Annotated in this window: 12 protein-coding genes; 8 read left to right on the plus strand and 4 right to left on the minus strand. The window is 55.3% G+C overall.

The features are described from left to right. Positions 1 to 9: 9 nt before the first annotated feature. On the minus strand, positions 10 to 924 hold the full coding sequence (gene glyQ, locus FCN80_RS07555; protein ID WP_136989552.1) for a glycine--tRNA ligase subunit alpha: 915 nt from the start codon (positions 922 to 924) through the stop codon (positions 10 to 12). Between the two features lie 287 nt (positions 925 to 1211). Here glyQ and FCN80_RS07560 point away from each other — a divergent pair, with 287 nt between their 5' ends. From FCN80_RS07560 to FCN80_RS07590, 7 genes are all read left to right on the plus strand, one after another. Beyond that, on the plus strand, positions 1212 to 1664 hold the full coding sequence (locus tag FCN80_RS07560) for an N-acetyltransferase (RefSeq protein ID WP_136989554.1): 453 nt from the start codon (positions 1212 to 1214) through the stop codon (positions 1662 to 1664). Positions 1665 to 1742: 78 nt separating this feature from the next. Continuing rightward, positions 1743 to 2777 carry a LacI family DNA-binding transcriptional regulator gene (locus tag FCN80_RS07565; RefSeq protein ID WP_136989555.1) on the plus strand — a complete coding sequence of 345 codons (1035 nt, stop codon included), beginning with the start codon at positions 1743 to 1745 and terminating at the stop codon, positions 2775 to 2777. A 305-nt stretch (positions 2778 to 3082) separates the two neighbouring features. Then, positions 3083 to 3826: a sugar phosphate isomerase/epimerase family protein gene (locus FCN80_RS07570; protein WP_136989556.1), complete on the plus strand. Its 744-nt coding sequence runs from the start codon at positions 3083 to 3085 to the stop codon at positions 3824 to 3826. 150 nt (positions 3827 to 3976) lie between these two features. Continuing rightward, a complete protein-coding gene (locus tag FCN80_RS07575; RefSeq protein WP_136989557.1) occupies positions 3977 to 5275 on the plus strand; it encodes an MFS transporter in 1299 nt (432 codons plus the stop codon). A gap of 55 nt (positions 5276 to 5330) precedes the next feature. Then, the gene (ghrB, locus tag FCN80_RS07580) at positions 5331 to 6308 is read left to right on the plus strand and encodes a glyoxylate/hydroxypyruvate reductase GhrB (protein ID WP_136989558.1); all 978 of its coding nucleotides are present in this window, start codon (positions 5331 to 5333) and stop codon (positions 6306 to 6308) included. Between the two features lie 291 nt (positions 6309 to 6599). Continuing rightward, the gene (locus FCN80_RS07585) at positions 6600 to 7601 is read left to right on the plus strand and encodes an AI-2E family transporter (protein ID WP_136989559.1); all 1002 of its coding nucleotides are present in this window, start codon (positions 6600 to 6602) and stop codon (positions 7599 to 7601) included. 72 nt (positions 7602 to 7673) lie between these two features. Beyond that, entirely contained in the window at positions 7674 to 8933 is a 1260-nt protein-coding gene (locus tag FCN80_RS07590) for a valine--pyruvate transaminase (protein WP_136989560.1), read from the plus strand. Between the two features lie 148 nt (positions 8934 to 9081). Here FCN80_RS07590 and ibpB read toward each other — a convergent pair whose 3' ends face one another. After that, a complete protein-coding gene (ibpB, locus tag FCN80_RS07595; RefSeq protein ID WP_136989561.1) occupies positions 9082 to 9537 on the minus strand; it encodes a small heat shock chaperone IbpB in 456 nt (151 codons plus the stop codon). 115 nt (positions 9538 to 9652) lie between these two features. Continuing rightward, positions 9653 to 10066, minus strand: coding sequence for a small heat shock chaperone IbpA (gene ibpA / locus FCN80_RS07600; protein WP_136989562.1), 414 nt, complete (start codon positions 10064 to 10066; stop codon positions 9653 to 9655). Between the two features lie 372 nt (positions 10067 to 10438). On the opposite strand from ibpA, the gene FCN80_RS07605 reads away from it, so the two are divergent. Beyond that, positions 10439 to 10774 (plus strand): YceK/YidQ family lipoprotein, encoded by a 336-nt coding sequence (locus FCN80_RS07605; protein ID WP_230492548.1) that lies wholly within the window; start codon positions 10439 to 10441, stop codon positions 10772 to 10774. Positions 10775 to 10864: 90 nt separating this feature from the next. Here the strand turns inward: FCN80_RS07605 and FCN80_RS07610 are convergent, their stop codons facing one another. Continuing rightward, complete coding sequence (locus FCN80_RS07610; protein ID WP_136989563.1) at positions 10865 to 12454, minus strand: FGGY-family carbohydrate kinase; 1590 nt, start codon at positions 12452 to 12454, stop codon at positions 10865 to 10867. Positions 12455 to 12519 lie beyond the last annotated feature (65 nt).

Here is a 12519-nt window from a genome sequence, read left to right on the forward strand (position 1 = left end):
TGCCCCTTATTATTTCTCGTTCTTCTTACACATCGGGAACCCAAGCGCCTCGCGGGAAGCGTAATAGGCCTCCGCCACTGCCTTGGTCAAGGTGCGGATGCGCAGGATATAGCGCTGGCGTTCGGTGACCGAAATGGCCTTGCGCGCATCCAGCAGATTGAAGCTGTGCGCCGCTTTCAAAATACGTTCATAGGCTGGCAACGGCAGGGGTTGCTCTAACGCCAGCAACTTTTGGGCTTCCTTTTCATATTGATCAAAACAAACGAACAGAAAATCCACATCAGCGTATTCGAAGTTATAGGTGGACTGTTCCACTTCATTTTGGTGGTAGATATCGCCATACGTGGTTTTCCCCAACGGCCCGTCGCTCCAGGTCAGATCATAGACGCTGTCGACCCCTTGCAGATACATGGCCAGTCGTTCCAGGCCATAGGTAATCTCGCCGGTGACGGGACGGCACTCCAACCCGCCCACTTGCTGAAAATAGGTAAATTGCGTGACCTCCATGCCATTGAGCCAGACCTCCCATCCCAATCCCCAGGCGCCCAACGTCGGGTTTTCCCAGTTATCTTCAACAAAACGGATATCGTTAACGGTGGGATCGAGCCCCACCTCCTTCAAAGAACCAAGATAAAGTTCCTGGATATTATCCGGCGAAGGTTTGATGATGACCTGGAACTGGTAATAATGCTGGAGGCGGTTGGGGTTTTCGCCATAGCGTCCGTCGGTGGGCCGGCGGGACGGCTGAACGTAAGCGGCGGCGATAGGCTCCGGGCCAAGCGCCCGCAAACAGGTTATGGGGTGGGACGTGCCCGCGCCGACTTCCATATCCAAAGGTTGGACGACGGTGCAGCCCTGACGCGACCAATAATCCTGTAATGTCAGGATCAGGCCTTGAAAGGTCTTGGGATCAAACTTTTGCATGTTGAATTCGTACGCGCTAAAAGTGGGTTTATTAAGAATGCGCCAGTATACCCTCTGGCGGTAAGATATACAGCCCGGATCCGGCAACAAGTACGATTTCATAACGGGTGAGGGCGCGGCGGGCCCGGACGTCGCCGCGCATTCCGGCGCCAGGCCGGGTCGGCGGCCCTGGCAAAGCGGCGAATTGATCATTGAGGAGGGACGTTGTCAAACCATCATCCCAGCCCGCCGGCGCCTGACGGCGGCGGCGAGGGCGTCGCTCCCGCCGTCTTCTCCCGGACCGCGGCATGATACGCCAATTCAGGCAAGACGATATGCAGCCATTGTTGTCGCTTTGGCTGGAAAGCACCACGCTCGCCCACCCTTTTATCGGTAGCGATTATTGGCTGGAAAGCCTGCCGTTGGTCCGCGACGAATATTTGCCCGGATCACGCAGTTGGGTGGACGAGCAAAACGGCAAACTGACCGGTTTTATCAGCATCATGATGGAACGGTTCATCGGCGCGATTTTTGTGGCGCCCGCCTTCAACCGCCAGGGTATCGGCAGCGCCCTGATGGCCAGGGCAAAACAGCGCTATGCGGTGTTATCACTGGAAGTCTATCGGCTCAACCACCCGGCCAGGGCCTTTTACCATCAGCAGGGTTTTCGGCAAACCGGCAGCGTCTTTAACGAAGAAACCGGCCACCGTATCTTACTGCTGCAATGGCGCCGCGATGAGGGGGTTGTCGCCAGGCCGTAAAACGCTATGCTACCGCTATAGCCAAACGGCGAACAAGCCCGCCACGGATGCGTGCGTCGAATATCAGGGGAACAAACATTGAACGTCAAAAAGGGCGCCCGCCAAACTGTCCGCGCGACCATCAGCGATGTCGCCAAAGCGGCGGGCAGCGGTAAAACCAGCGTGTCACGATACCTGAATGGCGAACATCACCGATTATCCGCCGACCTCAAGCAGCGCATCGAGAATGCCATCGTCCGCCTGGACTATCGTCCCAGCCAGATGGCCCGCAGCCTGAAGGGCGGCCAAACACGGTTAATCGGCCTTATCATCGCCGACATCACCAATCCCTATTCCGTAGAAGTGATGCGGGGCATTGAAGCGGCTTGCCGGCAGGCGGGGTTCACCCTGCTGGTCTGCAACACCAATAATGAAGTCAACCAGGAACGCCATTATCTACAACTGCTTAACGGATATCAGGTGGAAGGCATTGTGGTGAATGCCGTGGGCATGCACGAAGAGGCCTTGGCGCTGTTACAGCAGTCTTCTTTGCCCATGGTGCTCATCGACCGCAAAATCTCCGATTTCGCCTGCGATATGGTGGGGCTGAATAACCATGAGGCCGCGACCCTTGCCACCGAACATCTGATTGAACAGGGTTTCGAAGCCATCTTGTTTCTCAGCGAACCCCTTGGCACGGTAAATACCCGTATTGAGCGGTTACGGGCTTTTCGCGCCTGTATGTCGACGCACCCGAATTTGCTGGCCGAAGAGGGGGAAAGCGCGTTGAATGACGCCGCTGCCCTTGGCGATGTCATTAGAAGCTTCAATCGCCGCCATCGCGGTATGCGCAAAGCGATTCTTTCGGCCAACGGCGCGCTGACATTGCAAATTGCCCGGGCTTTACGGCATCAAGACCTGCGCTGGGGCGGCGATATCGGCTTATTGGGCTTTGATGAACTGGAGTGGGCGGAACTTGCCGGCGTGGGGATCACGACCTTCAAGCAGCCGACCTACCAAATCGGCCATGCCGCGATCGAGCAGCTTTTGAGACGTATCCAGGGATACGACGGCCCTGTCAGAGAACAGACCTTCAGCGGCGAGCTGATCGTGCGCGGGTCCACCACCCACTGATTATCCGCCGGACCAACAATGGGGCATGTCAACGGCAAACAAGGCATGCGGCAGCCGGTGAACGAACACCGCCCGCAACGAAACCTCGCAAAGGTTGACGAACAGTGTCCCGCCTGATTCCATCATAAGTGCCTGGCGTTTTCAGCGGGCCATTTCGGAACATCACGGCGAGAGTCTTTCGCAAAGATACTCTGGGGGAAAAATAGTGACCATGATCATAAATTCTACAGAACAGACTTTCCAATGGAACCGGTACCATCTACCGTTATTCTTATCTTAAAACAGCGATGTCTTGAGGAGCCAGGATGAAGCGCGACATCTTCGTCGTCACCGCCGCTTACGGTCATGATGGCGTTCTAGCCTTGGGGGGACAACAGAAGGTGCTGCCTTTTATCGCCGCATCAGGGGCATCCGGCGTTGAAATCCGTCGGGAACTGTTCAACGAAACCCATCTGAAATGCTTGCCGGATTTACATCAGGCTATTCGCGGTTACGGATTGCGCTGCTATTACTCCGCGCCCGAGGCATTATTCGCGCCAAATGGCGCCGTTAACCCCCGCTTATCGCTATTGCTGGACGAGGCGGAGCAACTAGGCGCCGAACGGCTGAAATTATCGTTGGGACATTATATGCCCGGTCACGCTGTCTCGCCTTCGCCCAGGTTGCCGGGCGGATATCACCCGCAACTGCTGGTGGAAAATGACCAGACCGAATGCGGCGCCCTGGCGCCGCTAAAGACCTTTTTTGCACAGGCCGCCGCGGATAAAACGCCGATCGGCATGACATTTGACATGGGCAACTGGCAGTGGGTAGGGGAATCCGCCGTCCTTGCCGCGCAACAACTGGCTCCGTATATCCGTTATATCCATATCAAAACGGCCTTGCCCACCCCGACGGGCTGGCGCGCCGTGCCGCCCGGCGCCGGCGATGAGGACTGGCGGCATTTGCTGTCCCTCTTGCCGGATAACGTTCCCAGAGGAATCGAATTCCCCTTGTATGGGGAAGATTTGGCGGCGGTAACCAAAGAATTTGTTCAACTATTGCACTAACCACGGGGCGTAATAGAGGCGAAGCGCAAATGGAACCGATACCAGCCGTTTCGTCGCCACTATAGACATCATACCTCGGATGTAAAACCTCTGGCCGTTGCAACGTCATGTCGCGGTTGAACGGCCCCCTACTCATGAGAGGAAAACTGTATGAGCATCGCCAAGTTAGCACCGAAACGCTGGTGGTATATTATGCCGATCGTTTTTATCAGTTACAGTCTGGCATACCTCGACCGCGCCAATTTCAGCTTCGCCTCCGCCGCCGGAATCAATAATGATTTGGGCATAACCAAAGGCATTTCCTCCTTACTGGGCGCCTTGTTCTTTCTGGGATACTTTTTCTTTCAAATCCCCGGCGCGATGTATGCCGAAAGACGTAGTGTAAAGACGTTGATTTTCTGGTGCCTGGTATTGTGGGGCGGTTTCGCCGCATTGACCGGCATCGTCACTAATATTCCCATGCTGATGGCGATCCGTTTTGCTCTGGGGGTGGTGGAAGCGGCGGTCATGCCGGCGCTGCTGATTTATATCAGCAACTGGTTTACCCGGTCCGAGCGTTCACGCGCCAACACGTTTCTTATTTTGGGTAATCCGGTCACCGTGCTGTGGATGTCGGTGGTGTCGGGTTATTTGATCAATTCGTTCGGCTGGCGGGAAATGTTTATCTTTGAGGGCGTTCCCGCCGTCATCTGGGCATTCTGCTGGTGGTTTTTGGTCAATGACAAACCCGCCCAGGCAAACTGGCTGACTGAAGAAGAAAAAACCGCCTTGCAAGAGCAATTGACCCGTGAACAGAAAAATATCAAAGCGGTGCATAATTATCGGGAGGCATTCCGTTCACGCAATGTCGTGATACTGAGTATTCAGTATTTCGCCTGGAGCATCGGCGTTTACGGTTTCGTTCTCTGGTTACCGTCGATTTTGCGTAATGGCATGGAAATGGGCATGGTCCAGGCCGGTTGGCTGTCCGCGGTGCCTTATTTGGCCGCCACCATCGCCATGATCATCGTTTCCTGGGCTTCCGACAAACTGCAAAAACGCAAGGTTTTCGTCTGGCCGTTGCTGCTGATAGGCGCAATGGCTTTTCTGGCCTCTTATGCCTTGGGCGCCCATCATTTCTGGGGATCCTATACGCTACTGGTGGTCGCCGGCGCCGCCATGTATGCGCCCTATGGGCCGTTTTTCGCCATCGTGCCGGAAATGCTGCCGCGGAATGTTTCCGGCGGCGCAATGGCGCTTATCAACAGTATGGGCGCGTTGGGCTCTTTCGTCGGTTCCTGGGTGGTGGGATATTTAAACGGCGCGACGGGTTCGCCTTTGGCATCCTATGTATTCATGGCCGTCGCCCTACTGGTTTCCGTTTGGCTGACGCTGATAGTCAGACCGGCGGAAAACCGTGAGCCTGGCCTGACCTGGCCGGACAGAACCAACGCTGATGTTCGCCGATAAAACTGCTATGCTGGCGCGACTGTGATGATGTCATATCGAACGAGGAATACTGAGGATGAAACCTGTCGTTATCGCTTACAAACCGCTACCCGAGGACCTTCATCAACGCTTGAGCCGTCATGCCGAGGTGACGGAAATAGACGGATTGACTGACGAGAATTGCCGTAAGCACGCGGAACTTTTGCGAAATGCGCAGGGCATCATTGGCGCAAGCAACAAGTTCGACAAAGCGATAATGGATTTTTTCCCGGCGCTGAAAGTGGCGTCCACCGCATCGGCGGGATACGACCAATTCGATGTGGCGGAGATGAGCGCGCGCGGCATTTTGTTGATGCATACCCCCGATGCCTTGACGGACACCGTCGCCGATTTGATGATGGGGCTGATGTTGACCGCCGCCCGACGCATGGTGGAGATGGACAACCGGGTCCGGAGCGGCGAATGGACCGCCAGCGCCGCTCCGGATTGGTATGGTAGTGATGTTCATCACAAAACGCTGGGGATCGTCGGTATGGGCAGGATTGGCATGGCGCTGGCGCAACGGGGACACAACGGGTTCGCCATGCCCGTGTTATATCATGCCCGCCACCGACATCCGCAGGCCGAGGCGCAGTTTGGCGCCGAGTACCGCGATCTGGACGCGTTATTGGCCGAAGCGGATTTTGTCTGCATCATATTGCCGTTGAGCGAACAGACCCGTCACCTGATCGATGGCGAAAAACTGGCAAAGATGAAGCCCGGCGCCATCCTGATCAATGGCGGTCGCGGACCGGTGGTGGATGAACCCTCATTGATAGCGGCGCTGGAAAGCCGTCGTATTCTGGCCGCCGGTCTTGATGTCTACGAACACGAGCCTCTGGCCGCGGATTCCCCCCTACGGCGTTTACCCAACGTGGTACTGATGCCGCATATGGGTTCCGCCACGCACGAAACGCGCCACGCCATGGCCGCGGCGGCGGTGGATAATCTCATTACCGCATTGACCGGCCGGCCGAGACGCAACTGCGTCAATCCCCAGATTCTCGACAAGTAGCGGCCTTTTCGCCGATACGACGATGCGCCGTATCGGCCCATCACGCCGACACTTTGGCGCTTTGCCGCTTTGCCGCTTTGGCGCTTTGCCGCTTTGCCGCTTTGGCAGGATAATCGCCGGTCATTGACGGGCGTCCGCTTATGATGGCGGCGGCGCCTGTCTTACGATTATCCTTGCGCGCGCGATCGCAAAATCCGCCGGCCTTCAAAAAATGATCTTTGCCGTCATGCGGCCTATGATTTAATTTTATGAACGGTAAAATGGAACCGGCGCGTTTTGCAAGGAACAACAATGAGCATCAGCCATACCCAAATCAAAATCAGTTCTTATGTTTTAATGATTTTGTTCATTTCCATCATCATTCCATTGCATCTGTTTCCCTGCTTCGTCGCCGGTTTTCTGGCCTATGAAATCATCTTCGCCATGACGCCCTGGTTCGAGAGGCGGCTTGGCGGTACCCGGGCCCGATGGCTGGTAGTGAGCATCATCGCCGTGGTCGTCGTCGTGGTGATGTCCGTGGCCATTGTCAGCCTGGTAAGCTTTCTGACATCCAATATCCAGCGCGGCATCGACTTGACCTCGGAAACAAACCGCATCTTTTCCGGCATTCGCCATCATCTCCCCGCCAGTTTTCCGGCATTTTTACCCGACAGCGCCGAAGAACTCAAAAATCAAATATTCGAGCTGGTGGAAAAAAACCTGATTATCATCAGAAATATGGGCCGCAGCTTTCTGCACGGCCTGATTACCATTCTGATAGGCCTTATTATCGGCGCCATCATTTCGTTGAATAAGCCTTCGGGTCGCACCACCTATTTCCGCGAGCAATTGCTCCAGCGCATCCAGAACCTCTCAAGCTCGTTTCGCAATATTGTCTTCGCCCAAATCAAGGTATCCCTGGTCAACACCCTGCTGACGGCGGTCCTGGTGTTGGTGCTTTTCCCGCTGTTCAAAATTCATCTGCCGCTCTCCAAGACATTGGTGATAGCCACATTTATATTCGGTTTGCTGCCGATTATCGGCAATCTGATCTCGAATTTCATGTTTATCATTTCTGCATTATCGGTTTCATTGCCAATAGCCGGCGTCATGCTGCTTTACCTTATCCTGATTCATAAACTGGAATATTTTCTCAATGCGGAGATCGTCGGCAATCGAATCCAGGCCAAATCATGGGAGCTTCTGCTGGCAATGCTGATCTTCGAGTCGGCGTTCGGGCTGGAGGGTCTGGTGGCGGCACCCATCTATTATGCCTATCTGAAAACCGAGTTGCGCTTGTCGGGGCTGATCTAAACATTGCCAGCCGCCGTAAAGGCGGTATGGTATTACTATGCTCAACCTGCCCTCATTGAATGTTTACACGACATGACGTTTTCGCTTTTCGGCCAGAAATTCACCCGCCGTTCCGGGATAGCCCAGCTTATGGACGATATGAACGACGGTTTGCGCACCCCCGGCGCCATCATGCTGGGCGGAGGTAACCCCGCCGCCATTCCCGCCATGGAAGACTACTTTCATCAATTATTGCAATCCGTGCTGGCGGATGGGACGCTTAGCGAGGCCATATGCAATTACGACGGCCCCCAAGGTAAAAATAGTCTGTTGGAAACCTTGGCGGCGTTGTTGCGCCAGGAATTCGGCTGGAACATAACGGCGCGGAACATCGCTTTAACCAACGGCAGCCAAAGCGCTTTCTTTTACTTGTTCAATCTTTATGCCGGACGCGGCGAAGACGGCGGTTTGCGCAAGGTGCTTTTCCCGCTGGCGCCCGAATACCTGGGCTACGCCGATGCCGGGCTGGAGGAGCATATGTTTGCTTCCGCCAAACCGAATATCGCGCATCTCCCGGAAGGGCAATTCAAATACCACGTGGATTTCGAACATCTCGACATTGGCGAGGATATCGGCCTGATTTGCGTGTCACGTCCCACCAATCCCACCGGAAACGTGATAACCGATCGGGAGTTACTGCATTTGGACACCCTCGCCCGGCAACATCGCATACCCTTGCTGATTGATAATGCCTATGGCTTGCCTTTCCCGGGCATTATCTTCGCCAAAGCCACATTGCTGTGGAATCCGAATATCATCTTGTGCATGAGCCTGTCCAAGCTGGGTTTGCCGGGCGTTCGCTGCGGCATCGTCATTGCCGGCGAAGAGGTGATCTCGGCCATCAGCAATATGAACGGCATCATCAGTTTGGCGCCCGGCAGTCTTGGTCCGGCCATGGCGGCTGCTATGATTCGGCGCGGCGACCTGCTGCGCTTATCCAACGAGGTGATTCGGCCTTTCTATCAAGAGCGGGTACGGCAAACCCTCGCGATTATGCGGCGTTATTTGCCGCCGGAGCGTTGCCTGATACACAAACCCGAAGGCGCCATTTTCCTTTGGCTGTGGTTTCCCAATCTGCCCATAACGACAGAAACCCTTTATCAACGGTTGAAACGCCGCGGCGTGTTTATGGTGCCCGGCGACGACTTCTTCCCCGGGCTCGACGAGGATTGGCCCCATGCCCATCAGTGCATGCGCATGAATTACGTACCGGAGGCAGAGAAAATTGAACAGGGTATCGCCATTCTGGCGGAGGAAATCGAACAGGCGCATCGCGATGCGGCCAACGGCTAGCCAATCGATTTAAGGCGCCGCCGGTATCATGCCGGCGGCGGGACCCGTGGCATACTCGCCACAGATCGCGCGGCGTCTTCGCTGACCGCGGCGCGAAGCGTCAGAGTGGTGATCCGTTATGCCTCATGCCATCACTTTACTGCCGGCGTTATTCGCCGGCATCGGGTTGATGCTCCAGGACCCGTGGATTCACACTGCCGGCAATGGCAATTTTGCGTGGTTGCAGTGCTTCGGGGATCTGGCGTTCCAAATCAATATGCAGCAAACCGTTAATAAATTCCGCCTGGGTCACCGACATATGCTCCGCCAAAGTGAAACCAAGAGAAAAGGGCTTACAGACCAGGCCTTGATGCAAATATTCCACCTTGCGTTCCGGTAGCTCGGGTTTACCGGCGATAGTCAGCCGCGGCCCCTCTATTTCAATGGAAAGCTCTTCCTGGCGAAAACCCGCCAGCGCAAGGCTAATGCGATAATGGTTGTCATCGCTTTTTTCAATATTATAGGGGGGAAAACTGTAGGCATCCGGATCGCCCTGCATCGTACTGGCCAGTTTGTCGAAACCGATCCATTGACGAAAAAGGGGGGAAAGATCATAGTTACGCATGGTATTTACTCCTTCTTTGAAGCGAGATAAATCGTTTAACCGCTCTTGATTAAGCCAGCCCCCGTAATTCGGCGGGCAGACGTGATAACATTACCGGGTTTCAAGCCACCAAGGTTTATTTGATTTCGATACGGCGCGGTTTCAATGTTTCCGGAATCACGCGTTCCAAATCAATATAAAGCAACCCATTTTCCAGTACGGCGCCCTTAATTTGGATATGTTCAGCCAGTTGGAATTTACGTTCAAAGTTGCGCTCGGCGATACCCTGATAAAGGTAGTTGCGTTCCCGTGGTTCGTCATTATGGGCACCCTTAACCACCAGGAGGTTATCGTGGGCGGTGATATCCAGTTCCTGTTCGGCGAATCCGGCAACGGCTATGGCGACGCGGTATTGGTTTTCATTGACCAACTCCACATTATAAGGCGGGTATCCGCCGTTGCTCTGGGACTGCCCGGACTCAAGCAAGTTAACCAAGCGATCAAAACCGATGGCGGACCGATATAACGGGGAAAAATCAAAGTTACGCATGGCATTAGCCTCCAATAATTTAGCGAGGTGACATTCGACTCTCCTGATGGACGAGTCCGCGACCCGAACCCATACCCTTACGGCGCATGTCTGTTCCGGCCACATTTTTAAAATGGTGACGCGCGATGGATTTTCAAGGCGAAAATGCAAAAAATATTTCCCATTAAGGGAAAAAACACATAGAAAAGCCTATTATGAACGCGCCGGATGCGCATTTATACTCGTCATAAATCACGTCGTTTCTTGGTTGGCAACGCTCGCTCACCCTGGACACGGAATCATCAATGCATCTGGGGATATAGGCATACATTTCGAATAATGATCGTGTTAAGCGTTCATTAGGCAAAATCAATGACAGATTAATGGATGTAGATGGCTATGTTCAAAAAGACACTACTGTTTCTTACAGCAAGCTGCGCTTTGTTGGGCAGCAACGGATGTTCCAGCGTGATGACCCATACCGGCCCCAACCAGGGGTATTACCCCGGTACCCGCGCCAGTTTGAAGGTGCTGGAAGACGACCATTCGGGCTGGACCATGAAACCCTTTGCGGCCATCGACCTGCCGTTTTCGGCGCTGCTCGATACCTTATTGCTGCCATATGATTATCTGCGCAAAGACAGCGACAAGGCCCTTGACTCACCCCGTGAACGGATCCTGCACGGTTCGACCCCGTCCTCGGCCAACCAGGCCACCCCTGCTTCATGAAACCCGCCGCGCATCCGTGTCATTCGCCAGTCCGCCGCGCCAGCGGCAATGGCCAGGGTGATGGACGGCGGTGAATCGGCCCAGACGCGCCTAAAGCCACGGGCGCATTTTATCCATGGCCTGCTGCTCTTCGTCGTACATCCGCAAATACACTTCGTATTTCGCCTGATGAAAATCGGCATAACGCGCATCGGCTTTTATACTGTCACCTGGTCGCACCAAGGCCCGCGCGGCTTCGGTCAAGGTAGGGTAGCTACCGGCGGCAACCGCGCCCAGCAGGGCGGCGCCCAACGTGACGACATCATCCTCCGCGGATAATGCGATATCGCACCCCGTCACATTGGCATACTCACGCAGCCACAAAGGGTTTTTTGTCGCCCCCCCGCAAATTGTCAATCGCGTAATATGGTGGCCGGATTGGTTCATGGCATCAATGATATGGCGGGTACCATAGGCGATAGCCTGCAAGGTCGCCAAATAAAGGCGGGCCAGGGCATCGGGTCCCTGCTCCAGAGTCAACCCCATCACTGCGCCGCGGGCATCGGGATTAGCCCGCGGGGATCGGTTGCCGTAATGGTCCGCCAGCACATGCAGTTGTCGTGTGGGCAGGGGTTCCCGTCGCTCAAGATCTGCGACCCATTCATTAAGAAGACGATATTCACTGCACCGCCGCTCGGCCGCCTGTTGTTGCAAAGACGGCCAGACCGCGTGCTGCCGCAACGTCCAGTCAACCAACGCGCCGGCGGCGCTTTGTCCCCCTTCGCTCAGCCATTGATCCGGCAGCATCGCGCCCCAATACGGCCCCCAGACCCCGGGGACATGCACTTCGCGGGGGCTGACCAGCATATGGCAATTGGATGTTCCGCTTATCAGCGCCAGCGCGCCTTCGGGATGAGAACCGACCAAGGCCAATCCGCCCGCATGGGCATCAATAATTCCCCCGGCCACGGTAACGGCCGTGGTCAGTCCGCACTGTTCGGCCGTTGCCTGGCTTAAATTACCGGCGGACTGCCCCAGCTCAAGAATGGCTCGCGGTACTTTATCCAAGACATCGGTCAGATTCACCGCCTCCAGGAGCGATGCGCTGAATCGACGCTCGTGCGCCAGATAATTCCATTTGCACGTCAAGGTACAAACGCTGGCGACATCCCTGCCGGTCGCCCGCCATACCAGATAATCCGCCAAATCAAAAAATCGCCAGGCATCCTGATAGCGTTGGGGAAAATTGCGCTTAAGCCACAGGACCTTCGGCAATTCCATTTCCACGCTGACCTCCCCGCCGACATAGGCCAGCGCGGCATCGCCGGTCGCATTGATGGCCCGCGTTTCCTCCACGGCACGGTGGTCCATCCACATGATGATATCCCGACCGGCATCGCCGTCCTCGGCGACGGAAATCCCGCAACCTTGCCTGTCTACCGCCACCAGGGAACAGGTGGCGTCAAATCCCAGCGAAACCACCGAAGCCGGTGAAATACCCGCATGCTGTACCGCCTCCTGGATGGCTTCACAAACATGCTGCCAGATTTGTTGCGACGATTGCTCCACCACGCCCGGCCGCGGGTGGAATTGACTGATCTGGCGCACCGCGAAGGCGAGCCGCCGACCCTGCGGGTTAAAAACACCCGCGCGAACGCTGGCGGATCCCACATCCACGCCGATAAAGTGCTGGGCTGTCATATTGATCTCCAAGCTATCTCGAGTTAGCTATCACAACAAAGCATAATAACAAAGAATTGACACCA

It is taken from the genome of Martelella alba (assembly GCF_005217455.1).
Classification (GTDB): domain Bacteria; phylum Pseudomonadota; class Gammaproteobacteria; order Enterobacterales; family Enterobacteriaceae; genus Acerihabitans.